23 protein-coding genes are annotated in these 20,645 nt (G+C 57.7%); 10 read left to right on the plus strand and 13 right to left on the minus strand.

The window, feature by feature from the left end:
• Positions 1-390: 390 nt before the first annotated feature.
• Positions 391-999, minus strand: a complete 609-nt coding sequence (locus FB598_RS14355) for an FMN-dependent NADH-azoreductase (protein WP_141915519.1) — start codon at positions 997-999, stop codon at positions 391-393.
• 259 nt (positions 1,000-1,258) lie between these two features.
• Between FB598_RS14355 and FB598_RS14360 the strand changes: the two genes are divergently transcribed.
• Positions 1,259-2,278 (plus strand): LysR family transcriptional regulator, encoded by a 1,020-nt coding sequence (locus FB598_RS14360; RefSeq protein ID WP_141915514.1) that lies wholly within the window; start codon positions 1,259-1,261, stop codon positions 2,276-2,278.
• A gap of 315 nt (positions 2,279-2,593) precedes the next feature.
• Here FB598_RS14360 and FB598_RS14365 read toward each other — a convergent pair whose 3' ends face one another.
• From FB598_RS14365 to FB598_RS14395, 7 genes are all read right to left on the minus strand, one after another.
• Positions 2,594-4,858, minus strand: coding sequence for a bifunctional (p)ppGpp synthetase/guanosine-3',5'-bis(diphosphate) 3'-pyrophosphohydrolase (locus tag FB598_RS14365; protein ID WP_141915511.1), 2,265 nt, complete (start codon positions 4,856-4,858; stop codon positions 2,594-2,596).
• Positions 4,859-4,893: 35 nt separating this feature from the next.
• The gene (rpoZ, locus tag FB598_RS14370) at positions 4,894-5,097 is read right to left on the minus strand and encodes a DNA-directed RNA polymerase subunit omega (protein WP_141915509.1); all 204 of its coding nucleotides are present in this window, start codon (positions 5,095-5,097) and stop codon (positions 4,894-4,896) included.
• An 84-nt stretch (positions 5,098-5,181) separates the two neighbouring features.
• On the minus strand, positions 5,182-5,820 hold the full coding sequence (gene gmk / locus FB598_RS14375; protein ID WP_141915506.1) for a guanylate kinase: 639 nt from the start codon (positions 5,818-5,820) through the stop codon (positions 5,182-5,184).
• A 78-nt stretch (positions 5,821-5,898) separates the two neighbouring features.
• On the minus strand, positions 5,899-6,183 hold the full coding sequence (locus tag FB598_RS14380; RefSeq protein WP_141915503.1) for a DNA-binding transcriptional regulator: 285 nt from the start codon (positions 6,181-6,183) through the stop codon (positions 5,899-5,901).
• On the minus strand, positions 6,180-6,308 hold the full coding sequence (locus tag FB598_RS20925; RefSeq protein ID WP_141915501.1) for a hypothetical protein: 129 nt from the start codon (positions 6,306-6,308) through the stop codon (positions 6,180-6,182). The genes FB598_RS14380 and FB598_RS20925 overlap by 4 nt, the downstream gene beginning before the upstream one ends.
• Positions 6,290-6,535: a hypothetical protein gene (locus FB598_RS14390; RefSeq protein WP_183405857.1), complete on the minus strand. Its 246-nt coding sequence runs from the start codon at positions 6,533-6,535 to the stop codon at positions 6,290-6,292. The genes FB598_RS20925 and FB598_RS14390 overlap by 19 nt, the downstream gene beginning before the upstream one ends.
• Before the next feature lie 65 nt (positions 6,536-6,600).
• Entirely contained in the window at positions 6,601-7,515 is a 915-nt protein-coding gene (locus tag FB598_RS14395; RefSeq protein WP_141915499.1) for a YicC/YloC family endoribonuclease, read from the minus strand.
• Between the two features lie 287 nt (positions 7,516-7,802).
• On the opposite strand from FB598_RS14395, the gene rph reads away from it, so the two are divergent.
• The 5 genes from rph (at position 7,803) to FB598_RS14420 (ending at position 13,923) form a co-directional block, all read left to right on the plus strand.
• On the plus strand, positions 7,803-8,531 hold the full coding sequence (gene rph, locus FB598_RS14400; RefSeq protein ID WP_141915496.1) for a ribonuclease PH: 729 nt from the start codon (positions 7,803-7,805) through the stop codon (positions 8,529-8,531).
• A 142-nt stretch (positions 8,532-8,673) separates the two neighbouring features.
• The gene (gene rdgB / locus FB598_RS14405) at positions 8,674-9,264 is read left to right on the plus strand and encodes an RdgB/HAM1 family non-canonical purine NTP pyrophosphatase (RefSeq protein WP_141915494.1); all 591 of its coding nucleotides are present in this window, start codon (positions 8,674-8,676) and stop codon (positions 9,262-9,264) included.
• Entirely contained in the window at positions 9,261-10,505 is a 1,245-nt protein-coding gene (hemW, locus tag FB598_RS14410; RefSeq protein WP_141915491.1) for a radical SAM family heme chaperone HemW, read from the plus strand. Before rdgB ends, hemW begins: the two co-directional genes overlap by 4 nt.
• 144 nt (positions 10,506-10,649) lie before the next feature.
• Positions 10,650-11,849, plus strand: coding sequence for an EAL and HDOD domain-containing protein (locus FB598_RS14415; protein ID WP_141915489.1), 1,200 nt, complete (start codon positions 10,650-10,652; stop codon positions 11,847-11,849).
• Positions 11,850-11,853: 4 nt separating this feature from the next.
• The gene (locus FB598_RS14420; RefSeq protein ID WP_141915486.1) at positions 11,854-13,923 is read left to right on the plus strand and encodes a bifunctional diguanylate cyclase/phosphodiesterase; all 2,070 of its coding nucleotides are present in this window, start codon (positions 11,854-11,856) and stop codon (positions 13,921-13,923) included.
• Positions 13,924-14,399: 476 nt separating this feature from the next.
• Here FB598_RS14420 and FB598_RS14425 read toward each other — a convergent pair whose 3' ends face one another.
• Positions 14,400-14,681, minus strand: coding sequence for a helix-turn-helix domain-containing protein (locus FB598_RS14425; protein ID WP_141915484.1), 282 nt, complete (start codon positions 14,679-14,681; stop codon positions 14,400-14,402).
• A gap of 89 nt (positions 14,682-14,770) precedes the next feature.
• Between FB598_RS14425 and FB598_RS14430 the strand changes: the two genes are divergently transcribed.
• Positions 14,771-15,562 (plus strand): hypothetical protein, encoded by a 792-nt coding sequence (locus tag FB598_RS14430; RefSeq protein WP_141915482.1) that lies wholly within the window; start codon positions 14,771-14,773, stop codon positions 15,560-15,562.
• Between the two features lie 725 nt (positions 15,563-16,287).
• On the opposite strand, the gene FB598_RS14440 is transcribed toward FB598_RS14430, so the two are convergent.
• Positions 16,288-16,617, minus strand: a complete 330-nt coding sequence (locus FB598_RS14440) for a hypothetical protein (RefSeq protein WP_141915478.1) — start codon at positions 16,615-16,617, stop codon at positions 16,288-16,290.
• Between the two features lie 2 nt (positions 16,618-16,619).
• Positions 16,620-16,886: an AlpA family transcriptional regulator gene (locus FB598_RS20990; RefSeq protein ID WP_141915475.1), complete on the minus strand. Its 267-nt coding sequence runs from the start codon at positions 16,884-16,886 to the stop codon at positions 16,620-16,622.
• A 429-nt stretch (positions 16,887-17,315) separates the two neighbouring features.
• Between FB598_RS20990 and FB598_RS14450 the strand changes: the two genes are divergently transcribed.
• Positions 17,316-18,014 carry a hypothetical protein gene (locus FB598_RS14450; RefSeq protein ID WP_141915473.1) on the plus strand — a complete coding sequence of 233 codons (699 nt, stop codon included), beginning with the start codon at positions 17,316-17,318 and terminating at the stop codon, positions 18,012-18,014.
• Positions 18,015-18,039: 25 nt separating this feature from the next.
• Entirely contained in the window at positions 18,040-18,732 is a 693-nt protein-coding gene (locus FB598_RS14455) for a hypothetical protein (protein ID WP_141915471.1), read from the plus strand.
• Between the two features lie 157 nt (positions 18,733-18,889).
• On the opposite strand, the gene FB598_RS14460 is transcribed toward FB598_RS14455, so the two are convergent.
• Together FB598_RS14460 and FB598_RS14465 are read right to left on the minus strand one after the other, a co-directional pair.
• Positions 18,890-19,777 (minus strand): ImmA/IrrE family metallo-endopeptidase, encoded by an 888-nt coding sequence (locus FB598_RS14460; protein ID WP_141915469.1) that lies wholly within the window; start codon positions 19,775-19,777, stop codon positions 18,890-18,892.
• Complete coding sequence (locus FB598_RS14465; protein WP_141915467.1) at positions 19,770-20,105, minus strand: helix-turn-helix domain-containing protein; 336 nt, start codon at positions 20,103-20,105, stop codon at positions 19,770-19,772. Before FB598_RS14465 ends, FB598_RS14460 begins: the two co-directional genes overlap by 8 nt.
• 132 nt (positions 20,106-20,237) lie before the next feature.
• Between FB598_RS14465 and FB598_RS14470 the strand changes: the two genes are divergently transcribed.
• On the plus strand, positions 20,238-20,543 hold the full coding sequence (locus tag FB598_RS14470) for a DUF3892 domain-containing protein (RefSeq protein WP_141915465.1): 306 nt from the start codon (positions 20,238-20,240) through the stop codon (positions 20,541-20,543).
• Positions 20,544-20,645: the final 102 nt, after the last annotated feature.

Raw genomic sequence — 20,645 nt, forward strand, 5'->3', positions numbered from 1 at the left:
ACCAGATGGCTGTTCATGAGCGAAGACGAAAATACTTAAATGCCCAATAGAAAATTTTGTAAAGGCGGCGCTTATATTAATCTAATTGCAACATTTTGGAAAACCTCGGTGTGGCGTGAATGATGAATCAGGCTGCCATTGAACCGCATTTGGAGGATTGTTGATGAGGGATGAAGACGCCGAGAAGGCCGTCAGTTTGTCTTTTTTATTGTTATTCGGCAAATTTTTCTGGTTTTGTAGGGGAGCAGGTGTTGTTGTCCGGCCAGATGCGCAAAGGATAGGGTGCCATTGCCCGGAACCGGCATGGCGGAGGGAGAAATGAAACCGGGGTGAACCGTTGTAAACGGCTCACCCCGGTACCGACCCGGCCAATGATGGCGGGAGGGAAAATCAGACAGTCGCGGCGATCTTTTCCTGTGCGCTGGCCAGGGCTTTTTTGACCGACTCGTCACCCATCGACACGCCTTCGGCGATGACCAGCTCGACGTCGGTGATGCCGATGAAAGCCAGCGCGCTCTTGATGTACTTGCCCTGGAAATCCAGCGCTTCCATCGGGCCTTCGGAATACATGCCGCCGCGCGACAGGATCACGATGGCCTTCTTGCCGGTGGCCAGTCCGACCGGGCCGTTCTCGGTGTAGCGGAAAGTGCGGCCGGCGCGGAATACGTGGTCGATCCAGGCCTTGAGCGTGGAGGGCGGCGCGAAGTTGTACATCGGCACGCCGATGACCAGGGTGTCGGCCGCCAGCAGCTCGTCGACCAGCTGGTCGGATTGCTTGATCAGCTCGGCTTGCTGCGCATTGCGGTTCTCGGCCGGGGTGAAGTAGGCGCCCAGCAGCGCTTCGGTGATATGCGGCAGCGCGTCGCTGGCCAGGTCGCGATGGATGATGCGGCCGGCGGGGTTCTTCGCCAGCCATTGCTGGGCAAAGGAGGCGCTCAGTTGGCGCGAGATGGAGCCGCTGGCGCGGGCGCTGGAGTCGATATGCAACAAGGTGCTCATGGTCTTTCCTTTCGGTGGCATGCTGTTGCGCTTATCTGGATGGCAACGGCATCGGTTGTCTTCATTGCCCAAGGGGATGCCTTGGGAAGGGGGCAATGCGGCGCCGGCAGCGGGAGAAGCGGTTTGACGGTATCGTTGCTTCCTGCCAGGGGTGGTCCCTGGCTTTGCTGGCGGCGATGAAAGAAGCTTATCCAGTTTTCATTCGCATCAGTAGATGCGAGAATGTCATTTCACTGATCCATTTTTATGGGTAATGATGATGGTTGATCTGAACGATATCTGGCTTTTCGTCCACGTGGTGCGGGCCGGCAGCTTTGCCGCGGCCGGGCGCCGGCTGGCCATGCCCTCCAATACCATCAGCCGCCGCTTGCAGGCGCTGGAGGCCGAACTGGGCGTGCGCCTGCTGCAGCGTTCCACGCGCCAGCTCAATATGACCGCCGCCGGGCGCGAGTTCTTCGAGCGCTGCGCTCCCGGCCTGGAAGACATCGAATACGCCAGCGCCAGCCTGAGCGAGAGCAGCGGGGAGCCGTCCGGCAGCCTGCGCGTGGCGGCGCCGGTCGACTTCTTCGATAATTTTTCCATTGAGTGGATGCATGAGTTCATGCGCTTGTATCCCAAGGTACAGCTTGAATTCGTGCTCAGCGACAGCCGCGCCGACCTGATCGCCGAAGGCATCGACCTGGCTTTTCGCGGCGGCATCCTGCCGGATTCGAGCCTGGTGGCGCGCAAGCTGGTGGACAGCCATCGCGGCCTGGTGGCCAGCCCGCGTTACCTGGAGCACTTCGGCACGCCGCATACGCTGGCCGACCTGATCGGCCATACCTGCCTGGCGGCATCGCCGGCGCCGCATCACACCACCTGGAAACTGGAAGGGCCGCAAGGGATGGAAAGCGTGCGCGTCAATCCGCGGCTCTGCGTCAACACCGCGCAAGGGCAGTTGCGCGCGGCGCGCGCCGGCCATGGCATCGCCTTGTTGCCGACTATGCTGACTTCAGAAGACCTGCGCAACGGTACGCTGGTGCATATCCTGCCGGACTACCAGCGCGATGCGATGGGGCTGTATGCCGTGTATGTCCACCGCCGCCAGCTTCCCACCGCGGTCAGCGCCTTGATCGAATTCTTTGCCGACAAGCTGGCGCGCGGGATTGCCGATAAGGGGGAGCAGGTATGCCAGGAGCATTTCGCGCGGGAGGATGCAGCCAAGAAGGGGCAGGCTGGCGGCGCAGAGGCTGTATCGGAATTGCAAAGACGCGAGGGCGTGGAAAAGGCGGTGATCTGATACCGGCCTTAAGCGGTTCGCTCGGCAAAACGCCCGCAAATGCGGTAATGCAGTTCAGTTAAGGCTTATTCTGAAGCACTCATCACAGACCCCGTTCGGGCTGAGTAGGCCCGCCAGGGCCGTATCGAAGCCAGCGTGTCAGCGTCAGCGCTCTTGACTGCCCTTCGATACGCTGCTGCGCAGCTACTCAGGGCGAACGGAGTCTGGACTGCGCAAACCTCCACAAACACAAATGCCGTTCAGTGCTTAACTGAACGGCATTACCGCATTTGCGGGCGTTTTTCGGTCTTGGGGGGGGCAAGCAGCCTTAAGGGCCTAGCCCCGCTCACGCAGGATGCGGGCCACGCTGTCGATCTTGCGGATGCCGCGCATGGTGCGCGCCAGATGCACGCGATCTTCGACCTGGATGGTGAAGCGCAGGTATTTCATCGAGGCGCCGCCATCGTCGTCCATGCTGACCGACACGATGTTGGCGTCCGATTCCCCGATTTCGGCGGCGATGCGCGCGAGCGTGCCGCGCCGGTTATGGATCAGGATGGTGATGCGGCAATCGAAGCGGCGGTTGAGGTCATGGCCCCAGACCAGCTCGATCCAGCGATCGGGTTCCTTCTCGTGCAGGCGCTTGGCGGTCTCGCATTCCTGCGTATGGACGATCAATGTCTGGTCGGCCTTGAGATAGCCGGTCAGGCGGTCGCCCGGGATCGGCATGCAACAGGGGGAGAGCTGGGCCGAGGCGCCTTCGCTGCCGGTGATGACCACCGGATCGGGTTTGTTGGGCAGCATCTGGCCTTCGGGGTCGAGCTGCGGAACGTTGGTGCCGGCATCCATCATGCCCATGATATGGCGCGCCACCAGCGGCGCCATGCGGGTGCCGATGCCGATTTCGGCATACAGGTCATCCATGGTCTTGGCGCTGGACTCGTTGAGCAGCCGTTCGACGATATGCGTCGGCAGTTCGGGATCGATGCCCAGCGTGTGCAGGGCGTTGCCCAGCAGGCGGCGTCCGACCGACTGCGATTCAGCCATGTTGGCGGTGCGCAGGCGATGGCGGATGGCCGAGCGCGCCTTGCCGGTACGGACGTAGCCGAGCCAGTTCGGGCTGGGGCGCGAAGTCGGCGAAGTGATGACCTCGACGATGTCGCCGTTATGCAGCTCGGTGCGCAACGGGGCCGGTTCGTGGTTGATGATGACCGACGTGGTCTGGTCGCCGATGTCGGTGTGGATGCTGTAGGCGAAATCCAGCGCCGTGGCGCCGCGCGGCAGCGCGATGATCTTGGATTTGGGCGTGAAGACGTAGACCGAATCCGGGAACAGGTCGACCTTGACGTGCTCCAGGAACTCGGCCGAATCGCCGGTCTGCTTCTGGATATCCAGGAGCGATTGCAGCCAGGCATGGGTGCGCTGCTGCAGGTCGGTCAGGCTGCCTTCGTCGTCCTTGTACAGCCAGTGCGCGGCCACGCCCGACTCGGCCACGCGGTGCATTTCCCTGGTGCGGATCTGGAACTCGACGGGCGTGCCGTAGGGGCCGATCAGCGTGGTGTGTAGCGACTGGTAGCCGTTGAGCTTGGGAATGGCGATGTAGTCCTTGAACTTGCCCGGCATCGGCTTGAACAGCGAATGCAGGGTGCCCAGCGCCACGTAGCAGTTGGCGAAGCTGTCCACCACCACGCGAAAGCCATACACGTCCAGCACCTGGGAAAACGACAGGTGCTTGTTGCGCATCTTGCGGTAGATGCCGTACAGGGTCTTTTCGCGGCCGTCGACCTGGGCCGGGATGCCGGCGGCGATCAGCGTGCTGGTGACCGATTCCATGATCTTGGTCACGACTTCGCGGCGGTTGCCGCGCGCGGCTTTGACCGCCTTGTGCAGGGTGCGGTGGCGCAGCGGATACAGGTGGGCGAACGACAGTTCCTGCAGTTCGCGATAGATGTTGTTCAGGCCCAGGCGGTGCGCGATGGGCACGTAGACTTCCATGGTTTCGCGCGAGATGCGGCGCTTCTTCTCGGGCGGCATCGAACCCAGCGTGCGCATGTTGTGCAGGCGGTCGGCCAGCTTGACCAGGATCACGCGCACGTCGCGCGCCATGGCCAGCAACATCTTGCGGAAGTTTTCCGCCTGCGCTTCGACCTGGCTTTGGAATTCGATCTTGTCCAGCTTGGACAGGCCGTCCACCAGCGAGGCCACCGGCGCGCCGAAGCGTTCGATCAGTTCTTCCTTCTTGACGCCCTGGTCTTCCATGACGTCGTGCAGGAAGGCCGCCATCATGGCCTGCGCATCGAGCTTCCACTCTGCGCAGATTTCGGCCACCGCCAGCGGATGCGAGATATAAGGCTCGCCCGACTTGCGCATCTGGCCCAGGTGCATCTCATCGGCAAAGCGATAGGCTTCCTTGACCTTCTTCAATTCGGAAGGCGTCAGGTACTCTTCGAGCTTGGGCGTGAGGTGGGCGAACGTCGCCACGCCGCTATGGGCGGCGGGGGGCGCTTCGTTCGGGGAATGCGAGCGGCCGGAACCGGCTGCTCGTTTAGTGCTGGTGCTGGGAGTTGCTGATAACGTGGATTCGGTGGGGGTGAGGCTCATGCTTTACCGTTATCAGCTTCATGGACGGACAAGGATCAGGCCGGAACCTTTTTCAGCATTTCCAGGCCGACCTTGCCGGCGGCGATTTCGCGCAGCGCGGTGACGGTCGGCTTGTCCTTGGCGTCAACCTTGGGGGTATGGCCTTGCAGCAACTGGCGGGCGCGGTAGGTCGCGGCCAGGGTCAGTTGGAAACGGTTCGGGATTTGCTTGAGGCAATCTTCGATGGTGATGCGGGCCATGTAAAACTCCTGTGTGACGGTCTTGCTTGGAATGGGTGGAATGTCCTGGCAGCGATGCCGGCGCCGGTTTGTTCGGGACGCCGTTCAGGTGGCGTGGATGCCTAGCTGGGTAAACAAATAAGCATTGCGGGCGGCTTGCTGCGGAAAACGGCAGCGGGCTGCTTGGACAATCGCCGTCAGCTCTGACAAAGCGACGGCAAACTCTTGATTGATAATAACATATTCGAACTCTGGAGAGTGCGCGATTTCGCCGCCGGCGGCCAGGATGCGGCGGGTGATGACATGCGGTTCGTCCTGGCCGCGCTTCTTGAGGCGCTCTTCCAGGGCCGCGATCGAGGGCGGCAGGATGAAGATGCCGATGGCGTTGCTGAACTGCTTCTTGACCTGCTGGGCGCCTTGCCAGTCGATTTCCAGCAGCACGTCGGTGCCGTTGGCGATCTGGTCGGCGATCATCAGGCGCGAAGTGCCGTAATAGTTGCCGTGGACTTCGGCCCATTCCAGGAATTCGCCTTCGGCCTGGCGCTTGAGGAAGTCTTCGGCATTGGTGAAATAGTATTCGCGGCCATGCTCCTCGCCCGGACGGGGCGCGCGGGTGGTGTAGGAAACCGACAGCTTGATGGCCGGTTCCTGCTTCAGCAGGGCGTTGACGAGGGTCGATTTGCCGGCGCCGGAGGGGGCGACCACCATGAACAGGCTGCCGGAAGTAGGGGTTTTAGCTGGCATGTGATTCTCAGTGTTTTTTGTTGTGTCGGTCGGCGCCTGGCGCTGGCGCGGATACTCTGTTACCGGGTATCCGGCGATTCAGGCCAATGCTTCGATAACGGCTTGCGGGTTGCGCTCTATCACGTTGAGCAACACCAGCGCAGGGCCGTGCGGGGTACGGTCGCCGCGCTCCCAGTGTCGCAGGGTCGCGGTGGAAAAGCCGAAGCGGGCGGCGAATTGTTCCTGGGTCATGCCCACCTTGGCGCGCACGGCCTTCACGTCGATTGCGCGGGGGCGATGTACGCGTACGTTCTGCTCGTCGCCCTTGGCGTGAACGATGGCTTCTTGCAGTCCTTGCCTGATGCTGTCGAATGCGCTGCTCATGATGTTGCCCTTCCTTTCCAGATATCCACCAGCACGTTCACCAGGCCAGCCAGTTCGTTGCGCTCGGCCTTGCTCAAGTTGGCTTTGTCGCCCTTGGCAAAGAGCGTCAGCAGGTATAGAGGCATGAGGTCGTCGTGGTAATAGTAGATGACTCGCGTGCCGCGCTCTTGCCTTGCGCGCCACGACGCCAGCGTAGCTTGCGCACGCCGCCGGTGCTTTCCATGAGGTCGCCGGCCTTGGGATGTTGGGCCAGGTAGCTGATTAAATCCTGACGTTCTTGCGCACTCAGGAGCTTGTCGGCCAGGCGGATGTAGGTGGGCAGTTCGGCGATGCTGTGTGGAACTTCGTGCATGATGTATTCTAATCCAATGGATTAGAGGCATCAAGAGGCGCCAAGGCGTTTTGCTGCCATTGCACTTACTCCAGATTCTGCACTTGCTCGCGCATCTGGTCGATCAGCAGCTTCAATTCCATCGAGGCGTCGGCCAGTTCCTTCATGGCCGCCTTCGAACCGACGGTATTGGCTTCGCGATTGAGCTCCTGCATCATGAAATCCAGGCGCTTGCCGACCTGGCCGCCTTTTTTCAGGATATGGCGCGTCTCGGCCAGGTGGGCCGACAGGCGCGCCAGTTCTTCGGCGATGTCGATGCGGATGCCATACAGGGTGACTTCCTGGCGGATGCGCTCCAGCGATTCTTCGCGCGTGAGCAGCGGCGCCGATGCGCCGTTGGACTGCAATGCCAGGCCCAGCGCCTCGCTCATGCGCTCGGTCGCCTTTTGCTGGAATTGCTCGATCAGTTGCGGTACCAGCGGCGTGATGCGGGCCACGATGGCTTCCATCGCGTCGACGCGGGCCAGGATCACCGCCTGCAGCGCCGCGCCTTCGCGCGCGCGGGTGTCGATGAAAGCCGCCAGCGTCTGCTGCATGGCGGCCAGGATGTCGGCCTGCAGGGTTTCCTGGCTGATTTCGGCTTCTTCCATGACGCCCGGCCAGCGCAGCAGCTCGTTGATCGACAGCGGCGCGGCGTCAGGGAACTGGGCGCGCAACTGGTCTTGCAGGATAGACAAGCTGCCTACCACGCCGGCATTGAGCGCCTGGGTGTTGCCGGTCGCCACCTTGCGGCCGAAGCTCAGCCGGCATTCCACCTTGCCGCGCACCAGGCGGCTCATGATGGCTTCGCGCAGCATCGGTTCGACCGCGCGCAGGTCGTCATTGATGCGGAACTGCAGGTCGAGGAAGCGCGAGTTGACGCTCTTGATTTCGACGGTGACCGTGCCGGCAGCGGTTTCACGGGTGGTGACGGCATAGCCGGTCATGCTGTAGATGGTCAAATTCTGGCTCCGGTGTGTTTGCCCTTGCCGCAGTCGGCGGCGGCCGTGCGTTGGCGGGTGATGGTGATGAGCGGCGATGCCGCGCAGGCGGCCCGCCATCCTTTACAATGCCGGTTTTGCAAAATGCGGTTGCGGCGGTTGCTGTTGCCGCGCCGGCGGACCGGGCGGCATCGCCTCATCGGATCCCGCATTTTAAAGAAGATTGGCAGCCCAGCGCTATCAAAACATCGACATTGGCGGTTTTACGATTGCCGCCATCCCTCCGGTAGACAAGACAAGGACCGAGCATGACATCATCCCATCGCCCCAGCGCCCGCGCCGTTTCGCAACTGCGCGAGGTGCGCTTGACGCGCCATTACACCAAGCATGCCGAAGGTTCGGTGCTGGTCGAGTTCGGCGACACCCGCGTGCTGTGCACCGCCAGCATCGAAGAAAAGGTGCCAGGTTTCCTCAAGGGGAAAGGCCAGGGCTGGCTGACCGCCGAGTACGGCATGCTGCCGCGCTCGACGCATACGCGCATGGACCGTGAAGCCGCCAAGGGCAAGCAGTCCGGCCGCACGCAGGAGATCCAGCGCCTGATCGGCCGCGCATTGCGCGCCGCGTTCGACCTGGAAGCCTTCGGCGAACGCACGCTGCACCTGGATTGCGACGTGCTGCAGGCCGACGGCGGCACCCGCACCGCCGCCATCACCGGCGCCATGGTGGCGGCTTACGATGCGTTTTCGGTGCTCAAGTCGCGCGGGCTGGTGGAATCGATCCCGCTCAAGCATTTCGTGGCCGCCATCTCGGTGGGCGTCTACCAGGGCGTGCCGGTACTGGATCTGGACTACCTGGAAGATTCCGACTGCGACACCGACATGAATGTGGTGATGACCGATGCCGGCCATTTCGTCGAAGTGCAGGGCACGGCCGAAGGCGCGGCATTCGACCGCGCTACCCTGAACAGCCTGCTGGACCTGGCCCAGCAGGGCATCGCCACGCTCAATACCTTGCAAAAGCAGGCGCTGGGCCTCTGATTGCCGGCTATCCTGCGATGGCGCGTGAATCGTTTTACAATGCGCACATCGCATAAGAACCTGTTAACGCCATGTTGCACCGACGACATGGCGTTTTTCATTGCACCGGCGCAATGCCATGCCAATACCACCCAATCAAAGTATGAATACCAAGCAAAAGATCGTGATGGCGTCGAACAACGCCGGCAAGCTCAAGGAGTTCGCCAGCCTGCTGGGCGACATCGGTTTCGACGTGCGCGCGCAGGGCGAATTCGACGTGCCGGAAGCGGAAGAGCCGTTCGGCACCTTTGTCGAGAATGCGCTCGCCAAGGCCCGCCACGCGGCCCGCCTGACCGGCCTGCCGGCGCTGGCCGACGATTCCGGCGTATGCGTCAACGCCCTGGGCGGCGCCCCCGGCGTGTATTCGGCGCGCTATGCGGGCGAGCCGAAATCGGACGCCGCCAATAACGCCAAGCTGGTCAAGGATCTGGCCGCGCATGCCGACAAGTCGGCTTATTATTATTGCGTGCTGGTCTATGTGCGCCACGCCGACGATCCCCAGCCAGTGATCGCCGATGGCGTATGGAAGGGCGAAATCGTGGCCGACGCGCGCGGCGAGGGCGGTTTCGGTTACGACCCGTATTTCCTGTTGCCGCAATTGGGCAAGACCGCCGCGCAATTGAGCGCGGCCGAGAAGAACGCCGTCTCCCACCGGGGGCAGGCATTGCGTGCATTGGTAGAGAAGCTGAAATGATCCCGATCAAACCGGTTGCCGCCAAGCTACCCGCCGGGCCGGCGCAGGGCGGCCCGGCCCAGGCCGCGCTGGCGTTCCTGAAGCCGGGCAGCCTGCAGCTGACGGCTTTGCCGCCGCTGTCGCTGTATGTGCACTTTCCGTGGTGCGTGCGCAAATGCCCGTATTGCGACTTCAATTCGCATGAAGTGAAGGGCAGTTTCCCGGAGCAGGAATACCTGGACGCCTTGCGCACCGATCTCGAAATGGCGCTGCCGCTGATCTGGGGCCGCAAGATCGCCACCATCTTCATCGGCGGCGGCACGCCCAGCCTGTTGTCGGCGGCCGGACTGGATCGTCTGCTGTCGGATGTGCGCACCTTGTTGCCGTTCGACAGCGACATCGAGATCACGATGGAAGCCAATCCCGGCACCTTCGAAGCCGAGAAATTCCGCGCCTACCGCGCCAGCGGCATCAATCGCCTGTCGATCGGCATCCAGAGTTTCAATGCCGGCCATCTGGCGGCGCTGGGCCGTATCCACGACGGCGCGCAGGCCTTGAAGGCGGTGGAGATTGCGCACGCCAACTTCGATAACTTCAACCTCGACCTGATGTACGCCTTGCCGTCGCAGACGCTGGCCGAAGCCCGCGCCGATGTCGAGACCGCGCTCGCCTTCGCGCCGCCGCACCTGTCGCTGTACCACCTGACGCTGGAGCCGAATACGCTGTTCGCCAAGTTCCCGCCGGCGGTGCCGGACGACGACGCCAGCGCCGACATGCAAGACATGATCGCGCAACTGACCTCGGCGGCCGGTTATGCCAACTACGAGGTATCGGCCTATGCCCAGCCCAAGCGGCGCGCCAGGCACAATCTCAATTACTGGCAATTCGGCGATTACCTGGGCATCGGCGCCGGCGCCCATTCGAAATTGTCCTTCCCGCACCGCATCGTGCGCCAGGCGCGCTACAAGCATCCCCAGACCTATCTGGAACAGATCCGCGCCGGCGCGCCGATCCAGGAAGAAGCCGAGATCGGGCGCAACGCCCTGGGATTCGAATTCATGCTCAATGCGCTGCGCCTGACCGAAGGGTTTGCGCCGAACCTGTTTGCCGAACGCACCGGCATGGGCCTGAACCAGATCCAGCCGCAGCTGGACCTGGCCGAACAAAAAGGGATGTTGTATCGCGATCACGCCTTGATTCGCCCAACGGAACTGGGCCGGCGTTTTCTTAATGATTTGCAAGAAATTTTCCTGTCGGATTAAAGCTTGCTTGCAAGGCTATTTTTATCAGGTATATTTGAGAAAGTTTGAATTTCATTAAGAATTCTGTTGGGAAACTTTTAAGGGTTTTTCATCATGGATGAGTGCCCCAAACAATAAGAAGAGGGGCGCCAACGATAAAAGAATATGGCTGTCCAGGATAAAAGCGTCTCTTTTCCTCTCGTGTTTTTACAGCCTGTAGCCGACGTTCATCACGTATGGACTGCGCTGTCTCTGCACATCTCACCCATTGACGAGGATGGCAGTGCGCTGCTGTCCCGTCTATTCAACGAGTTCAAGCTGCATGATGCGCTGGGCGGGCTGGCATGCATCATCCCGGTCCGGGATCCTGCGGTATTCGCGCCCGAGTTCGCCCATCCCATTCCCCAGGGGCAGATTGCCTTGCGCGTACCGGTCGAGCATTGCGTCGATCCCGGCAAGATCGATGCTTTGGACTGGCTTTACAGCCGCGGCTTTTCGATCATCGCCGATGGCTTGCCCGCGCAGGGCGCGGCCATGTTTCCTTTTGTCGAGTCGCTCGCGCTTGACGCCAGCGTAGGCCGCTTGCCGGATGCGGCGCAATGGCTGCACCGCCTGCGCGGACCGCACCTGGCGGAAAACATCGGCGATGCGATCCAGTTCGATCGCTGCCGCACGGAAGGTTTTCGCTGGTTTGCCGGCGACTATGCGCTGCATCCCGACAGCCGCCTCTCGCAAAAGAATTCGATCTCCCGCGCACGCCTTTTGAAGCTGCTGGGGCTGGTCGCGCGCGATGCCGATGCGGGCGAACTGGAGTCGCTGCTCAAGCAGGATCCCGCGTTGTCCTACCAGCTCTTCAAGCTGGTCAGCTCGGCCGCTTTCGGCTTTTCGGCGCACATCACCAATTTCACCCAGGCCATCAACCTGCTGGGGCGGCGCCAGTTGCAGCGCTGGCTGCAACTGCTGCTGTATGCGCGCTTCCCGGGCGACGAGTCGGCCAATCCCCTGTTGCCGCGCGCGGCAGCGCGCGCGGCGATGATGGAGTCGATGGCGCAGCGGGTCGATTGCACCCGCGAGGAGCTCGACCGCGCCTTCATCACCGGCATGTTTTCGCTGCTCGACATCCTGCTGGGCATGCCGTTGCAAGACATCATCGAGCCGCTCAAGCTGCCGGCGGATATCGTCAATGCGCTGACCGCCCGCACCGGGAGGCTGGGCAAGCTGCTCGATGTGGTGGAACGTTCCGAATACAGCCGCATTCCCCTGCGGCATGCCGACCTGGAGGCCGCCGGCCTCGACGCCAGGATATATTGCGAATGCCTGCTGGAGGCCTTTGGCTGGGCAACCAGAGTCAGCACAGAGGCCTGAATCGATGATCTCCTCCGTTAGCACCGACGATCTGGCATGTTGTTCGGCATTGCTGGACGCGCTGCAGAACCTGCATGGGCCGGCGCTGTCCGCGGCGCTGGGAGGGATCGCTTCCGGCTTCCTGAAGCGTCCCGGCGGTAAATACCTGTCAGGCCAGGCGCCGGAAGGGGATATGCTCAAGCAGGCAGTCGGGCATGACAGCGAACATTTCGGCTATTACCTCTTTCCCGATCCGGCCGCGACTTACAGCACGCAGGAATGCCAGCGCCTGGCGATGCTGGCGGGCTTTACCGGCCGCCTGTTGCAGCGCCAGGCCGATACCGAACGACGGGCGCGTTCGCTCGACCAGATCGAAGCCAAGCTGGAACAGCAGGCGCAGATCCTGAACCAGATGCACGAGTCGGTGATCACCATGGATCCGGCCGGTTTCATCACCAGCTGGAACCGCGGCGCCGAGCAACTGTTCGGCTATACCGCGCTGGAAGCCATCGGCCGCAACGTATTGTTCCTCTACGAGAATGAGGATGAAGAGGATTCGCTGGCCGATATGTTCCTGGCGCAGGGCGGGCGGGAGATGGAAGTGCGCCGCCGCAAGAAGTCGGGCGAGACCTTCTGGGCCAGCCTGTCGCTATCGGTCATGCGCGACCAGCACGGCAATCCGATCGGCCTGATCGGCTACCTCAACGACATTACCGAACGCAAGAACGCAGAGAAGCTGATCCACCATCTGGCCTATTACGATTCGCTCACCGGCCTGCCCAACCGCACGCTGCTCACGCGCACCGTCGACCAAGCCTTGCAGGAAGCCCGGCAGGACAGCATGCACGGCTGCGTGATGTTCATCGACCTGAACCGCTTCAAGCCCATCAACGACACGCTGGGCCATGTGGCCGGCGATATGCTGTTGGTGGAGGTGGCGATCCGCCTGCGCCGCGCGCTGCGCGAACAGGATGTGGTGGCGCGCCTGGGTGCCGACGAGTTCGCGGTGGCGCTGTTCGACATCGACAAGGATTACCACCCCGGCTTCGTCGCGCAGAAGCTGCTGGCGCTGTTCGACGAGCCGTTCTTCATCGACGGCCATGAGTTGCGGGTAGGGGCCAGCATCGGCGTGAGCATGTATCCGGAAGATGCCTGCGATACCGAAACCCTGCTGCGCCTGGCCGACATCGCCATGTATCGCGCCAAGCAGGGCGGCGAGAACAACGAAGGCGGTTACGCGTACTACAGCGAGGAGATGAACCGCAACACGCTGGACCTGCTGCGCATCGAGACCGGCCTTTTGCATGCCTTCGAATACAACGAACTGCTGTTGTACTACCAGCCGAAGGTGGACATGCTGACCGGCGGCATCACCGGCGCCGAAGCGCTGGTGCGCTGGCGGCATCCGGAGCGCGGCCTGCTGCTGCCGGGCGAATTCATCCCCATCGCCGAAGAGACCGGCCTGATCGTGCAATTGAGCGACTGGGTGCTGGATGCGGTCTGCAAGCAGGCGCGCTCATGGAAGGATGCCGGCCTGGTGCCGATGCGCATCGCCCTGAACGTGACCGCGCGCGAATTCACCCGTTCGCTGCCGGATCGCATCCGCGCGGCGCTGAGCCGGCACCAGCTCGGCGGCGAATGGCTGGAACTGGAAATCACGGAAAGCATGCTGATGCACAGCACCGACCGCGTGATTTCCATCATGGAAAAGATTTGCAGCCTGGGCATCACGATTTCCCTCGACGATTTCGGCACCGGTTATTCCAGCCTGTCCTACCTCAAGCGCTTCCCTATCCATACGCTGAAGATCGACCGCTCGTTCACCATGGGCATCCCGGAAGACACCAACGATTGCGCGATCGCCAGCGCCATCATCGGCATCGCCAAGCAGTTGCGCCACAAGGTGATCGCCGAAGGCGTGGAAACCGAAAAGCAGTTCAACTTCCTCAAGGAAGCCGGCTGCAACGAGCTGCAGGGTTATATTTTCTCGCGCCCGGTGCCGGCCGGCGATTTCCATCGCATGCTGCTGGAAGGCCGGCGGCTCAAGATCATCGGCGAACATCCTTCATTGCCGCTGGACGATATCGGCTTCTGAGCGCGTGCCTGGTCAATTGAATGCGAATTGAATGTGGCCGGTGGCGATGCCATCGGCCATTTTCTTTTGTCGGTCGGATTCCAACGGAGTATCCCGCGGCAACGCATGCCTAGGCAGCCGTTATGGCCGGTATGCGTAGTAATGATTGTTTTCGTGTTGCGCTGGAGCTTTGACCGGAAGAGAGGTGCGGGACAGGCTCTTTCGGAGAAAGAGCGCGCCCCAGGAAGGACGCCGGCATCGAAGATGCCAATAAAAAAGCCCCTGTAAAACAGGGGCTTAGTAATGCTTGGGACGGAGTCATTCACATATAGAGCTCGAAGCCTTTTAAATACTGGGTTTATCGAATTAGCGGCGAATGAATACCGTCAAAAATACCGTCAAATTTACTTGGCTGCCCCAAGCGACGTTTGCCGCCTACATCACTCTACTGGTCTACATTCTCGCGGGCGAGCGGCTTCAAAATTGCTGACAATTGCTTACTTTTTTACCGACTTTCGTAGGCTGGATGCAACATTGTTAATTGCTGGTGGTTCAAGCAAATTCTGCACGTCCACTCCTAAGGCTGATGCAAGGCGCTCCAATCCATCAACTGAAATGTTTGTGACGCATCGCTCCAATTGCGAAATATAGGTGCGGTGAAAATCGGCCAACTCCGCCAGAGCCTCCTGGCTGATGTGCCGTTCAGCTCTGTAGCGCTTTATATTCATCGAAATCCGGTATCGAGCATTAACAGGCGGAGTGGTAGACGGCGTTTTCATGCCGTATAGGTTCGCTTATACCCATCTATAGCTCTACAGAGTTAAAATCTACTGCTTTTAAATCTCAATCAGAATAGGTAGGAGGGGTGATGAGAATATTGGGGACGCTAATGTTCGCGGTGTTGATGCTGTCAGGGTGCGGTACTACTTGGTACAACTCTCGTTTGCCTGATCCAATTGCAAGAGAGCGGCAGCTTGGGGTGGATAAGGCATATTGCGTACAGGTGGCTGCCGGTATTGCACCAATCCCCGCACTGCGCACCTATTCTCAAGAAAGTCAGAGCTACACAGTCCAAGGACAGTTTTCTGTGCAAGGTTCAAATGGTCCTCAAACAGGAACTTATCGAGCTCAGGTCGCACCCATCCCCAATCCAGGCGCAGCGTTTGAGAATGGCGTGTCTAACGGTGTGGCAATTGGTGCGGCGCTTCGAGCAAAGCGTCAACAAGACGAGATCCTGAAACACTGCATGTACCGGTTGGGGTGGACTGACACCGCGAGTGATCCTTCTTCATCAGGCTCGAAAGTTCAGGCGACTGGCACTGACTCCCCAATGGTATCGCTCTCTCAGCAGATGTTAGTCCCACCATCAGACCGTGACGAGGCAAAAAGCCTTTCCTGCGAGGACTGGGGCCGTGACATAGCAGTAGCGGTCGACTCAGCTCGCCGCGTTGGTGTACCTCGCGACGAAATGAATAAGGCTGCGCAAAGCTATATTCGGAAATCCGGGAGGACGTCACGGGATTTGCTTATCTTCATGTCCATTATTTCTATTCGGTACGGGACATCGGAGGCGGATCTGTCAGCCAGCGACTTCCCGCGTTATGTTGCGTGGGAGTGCCGACAGGGATGGAAAGGATATGGTCTAAGCACAGAGCAATGACAGCGAAAGGCTATCCGCCTTGTCGCATGTCATCAAAATGTATTACCTATGCGTAGATCATGCCTTAAGCAACTTGCCGTTCCGGGAGATGGCTTATCTAGATAGGTGCCCCGTGGCGGAACAAACGATAGCTAAAAAAGTGGCAGGTTTGTTCCTGGCCGGAACAAAGTTGATGTTTTCCCCTAGCACCTCTCCAACGTTTGTTCCGCTATGGAACGACTATTAATAGTTTTGTTTCCTGGCGGGGCTTCAATCTTCATTTTCCGAACGCGGTTCCATCGTGCGGGACTTTCATCGGTGGGAGGGCTATCCAATCCTTCGGTGATTGTTGTCCAATCGTTGGTGCTGTAGCTGCCCGGGCGTACATCGAGCTTGCGTAAATCGCAGTTCAGCGGATAAAGCGTCAGGGCGAAAAGACTACAGTCCAGCCGTGTACCCTGCCGAGTTTTCGAGAGTAACTTGGCGGCCTCCAACTCTTTCACGGCTTCTCCGAGGGTCTTGCGGCTGGTCCATCCGCGTGGCTCCATGATCTTAGGGGCCAAACAAATATCGCCATTTCTGGTTGCATTTGGACCTAGTATTGCTAAGCAATCCAGCAGTAATTTCGCCGCGTGCGGGGACAAAGAGGAACATGCTCGGCTTCGCAAAAAACTCAGAGGGACGGGTTGCCAAGGACCAGAAACAGAGACGGAATGCTTGCGGTCTTTTCCCTGTCTAGACATCCTCTATGCTCCAATTTTCAAGACGCCCGCATCAACCAACGGTGATACTTTTAGGCGATCTTCGAACGAAAGACTGTAGCGACCTGGATGAGAAATCTTGCCATCACGGTCGTGAATGGTGATGATTTCACAAGGTATCTCCAACCCTTTTTTGCGCAGGGCTGCGATGAGGTCAGGAGTGTTGCTGCACCCCGCGATTTGATCCAAGGCTTCGCGGCTAACTGCTCCTTCCCAAAGAGCTTTCAATACCCGCTCCTGACGTGGGCTGCGGATGACAATGGAAGTCAACCGTGCCGCTTCATCGGCTAAATCAATATGCTTCTTGCTATCCATTTCTAGCCCTCCATACGCGCCTGTTGCTTTGCCTGCCAAGCGACTGGGTCAGCTAGCCATGCATGAAGATCTTCCACGCGCCATGCGGACATGCGTGCCGAAAGTTTGGTGGGTGCTGGAAAGCGTTTCTGGCGAACCCAAGCCCAGATTGTGGAGCGGGCTAGACCAGTAACAGCACAGACTCGCGGAAGGCGGACGTAGCCGACTTGCGGAATATGGGAGATAGCGACCTCAGCGGGAGTGTTCGGGCGTCCTAGAGCGTTATTCATTGTGTCGAATCCTTATAAAGACGGTTCGGCACTATCTTGGCTGCATTTCCCGTGTCACACCGAGCGAGATGACAAACTTTCGCTCAAACATTATTGAGATATCTACATTGAATATGTGCAGCTACCGCGCCAGGCCATTGCGTTCTAACCACCCCACGAAGTAGCGCTTCAATCGCGCCATCTACTTGCAACCGAAACGCGCCGCCTAAGGGCGTGTAAATGCACCACAAAATTGAATATCAGATGCGCCACCCGTTCTCGCTTATTGCGCCGGCCATGGTGCCGATGGCGGATTCCGCACGTTTGAGGCATTTGATGATGTCGGGGTGAGATGTGTGTACTCATCTATATGCATCCTATGCGGGGATATCATATTCAATAATATGACCTTAAAATCGAGAAGATTGACCATTTAATAATTCAATAAAAATGAACAAAAAAATCTCTCCATTCTTACTAGCCATAGCAATCTTCTTTTGCGTTTCCGGGTGCGGACAAAAGCCGGAGGCTGTACGTCGGTTTTCTATGCTCAATTTCGATGGGTACAAGCTTCCGGGGCGTATTGAACAAGCGAAAGAAATGGGATTTAAGGACTGTAAGTCAGGCTACGACAGCTTTGAATGCGCTCGGACAGGCGACTCTACGTTCATGGGCGTGAAAACGCTGAGGGCAACATTGCGGCTGGAATATAAGGACTATTTCCTAGACGACGGCAGCTACAAAACGGATCTGTCACCAGATCAAAGAGCCCCTGAGAAATTAACCTATGAAAGCATTTCGTTTCTTCTTCCTGAAACTCAATACGACGCGCGGTGTGTAGCGAAAAAGAAGGTGGATTCTTGGGACAAACCGATTGAATGCCGTAAGGATGATGCGGGAACAGATTATTTAAAATATAAATTGTCGGAGGGGGGCTGGCTGGTGAGAGACTCAAAGATGCACCGCTATTATTTTAAAGAGGATCAACTAGTGACGATCCATATTGATCGCGATGGCCGGACCGTCAATATTAAGCAAATTTCTCAAAAAGAGCGGGACCTAGCAGTACAGAGTATCAAACAAAAGATCAGCGATATCCAGGCGAGACAGGCTGCTCGAGATGATGTATTAAAAAAACTGAAGGACTAATGGGGTAGCCAACTTGGAGAATCTTATGGATGCCATCCAGCAGAACTTGGCGGATTGGAAGGAATCACTTGTCCAATCGATTCCGGTAAGTGGATTACTGAATCGCAATCCTGTCGTATATAAGTGGCGCAGCTGCTTTCGCATCTGGATGCTTCGAGAGGCCGCTGCATGGCGTCTTCAGGATTTGTTGGCCCAATCCTACCAACTGCTTGGACAAGGGCACTGTCTGGGGGCACGAATTCTTCTCCGCAGCGGATTTGAGTCGCTTGCTGTCCTGATTTACTTGAATCAGCTAATGCAACAGGTATTGGACGGCAAGCTGGATTTTCACCTTTTTGGGCAAAAAACAGGAGCTCTACTGCTCGGCTCGCGGGATGGTTCTACGGAACTGCAGTCGATCAATATCATGACCATTCTGACCAAATGTGAAGAGCGGTATCCTGGTCTGATGGCAATTTATGCCGGCCTGTGCGAGAGCGCTCATCCCAACTATGAAGGAATGGTCGCCGGCTATTCAAAGATCGACCACGCTGACTATAGGACGGACTTTTCAAATCGCTGGATGGAACTATACGGCCGTCGTCACCCTGATTCCTTAGTTCTTTGCATGGATACTTTCCACATTGAATACAACATCCAGTGGACGGATTTGATGGGGCGCCTCGAAGCATGGATTGAATCTAATGACCAAATGCTGGAGCTGACGAAGGATTTATGACGTGAATAATCTTGGGAAGAGCGCCACTCATTATCCTGTCTTTGGAGGCGCATTCGGATCCATTGAAAGCACCAGAGCCGACTCAATATATAGATGTTTCTCTCGGAATCGAATGTTCTTCAAACAAGGGCTGCAATACGGCTCCGTGATTGTTAAATCACTTTTTCCAGTTCAATCCCTTGGATTTTTCTGAAAGCACAGCGAATGCGTCTTTCTCTTCCTCTTCCTCATATACGACGTTTGAGGCGTAGGGAAAACGAAGTAGGAAGATTTTTTGCTCGTATTGGTCGGAAACGACTACTGATTCAATAGTCTCAGCAGTCGCATGCCAAATCCCTGGTGCTACACGGCGTGGAATCCGTCGATCAGCGGTATTTGTTTGCAGATATTCGACTACTGAAGGAGGGATCATCTCACCAGGAGCTTTATAGCAGCCTAGACGCTTTGCTAGTTGACTGCAGAACGTCCAGCATATGAAGTCGTCGCTGTCCGCAACAACCAGCATCGCGGCCTCATGAGTAAATTCGAGCCATTTCAATGCAGTCGCTGTCAACGAAGTCTTATAACGCTCAGCACAATTTCCCAATAAATCAAACGTCACTTCCTGTCCGGTGATCTGTTGCTCAAAGTCAGTTCTTGGCATCAACAAATAAGAGGCGAAGACGTTGGCTTGCGATTCAATCCTTTTAGACTCCAGACTGTCGTAGTCCATCATCTCTGCCTGGCTGCATTTAAAGTCGTCACGTAACGTTCGATGTAATAAATAATGCCCAAATTCGTGAGCTATCGTAAAATTAATTCGCCCTGGGATAGCGACATTTTCGTCGAACGAGATACACCAATCCTTGTGCTTTTTTCTCTTAGAAAGCATTCCGTCGATGCCGTCAATCCCATGGTTGACAACAACTCCAATGGGATCCTCAAACTTTTGCTTTGTGAAGTCGAGGGCCAGAGTTTTAACGTCTACTGGAAAACTCTGTCCGGCTTGCAACCAGAGTTTAGACAATCGGATACCCCATGCGACTGGGGTAGTTGGATCAGTCATCGTCGTCAATCGCTTTCAGAAATTTTTCTAACTGCGCACGTTTATTTGAATCCAGTTGGCTGACACGACGAAAAAAAACCTCGTCGGCATCAGATTTTGCGAATTCCTGTTTGGCATCGTCTAGTAGAAACTCAACTGTCACTCCAAAGACCTCTGCCAATCGGGCAATTTTATCGGCTGACGGCCTCACTACCGGGCGATTCTCCAGCTCCCATATATAGCTTTTGCTTGATTCGGTTTTCTCCGCCAACTGATCAAGCGTCAGTTTTAAGAGCTTGCGTTGCGCCCGTATTTTTTCACCCAAGACGGTTGTTGCTTTTGTTGCCACTTTGAAACCTCTACGTTTAAAAGTTCAGAGTAGACGCATTTATTTTGCTTGACAAGTGAATTCTAGATCGCGATACTAAATATACGCCTACACCGAACTTATGCGTGAGGCGCTTCTATAAAGGGCTTTGTCATGGCAACAACGATTAAATGCGTAGCACGCCGTATGGCTGGTGGTAAGGGGCATGAACACATCAGCCATCTTTGGTGGGAACAGGTTGATAGTTCGCAAAAAGTGATTAGTACCGGCGTCAACACGCGAGCAGAGATGGTTGCTTTTATCGAAAAAAATGGCAACACGTCAGTCTGGTGTCCGGACCGCAATCCCGCTCTCCAAGGGGCCTGGGTGCATGTTCAGAACAACGGCTATACCAAATATGTGCAAACTTTCGCCGACGGGCGTACGACCGACAATCTGCTCTCTTTGCCTGAGAAGTGATGAAAATGGTGTGCTCATGAGTCTACTTGAGCACACCATTTTTATTTCCTTGCCTTCCAATAAATCCTGCCTATAGTAGTTAATGACACATTTCTAACTATA

The sequence above is a fragment of the Herbaspirillum sp. SJZ106 genome, from assembly GCF_006715495.1.
Lineage (GTDB): Bacteria > Pseudomonadota > Gammaproteobacteria > Burkholderiales > Burkholderiaceae_D > Herbaspirillum.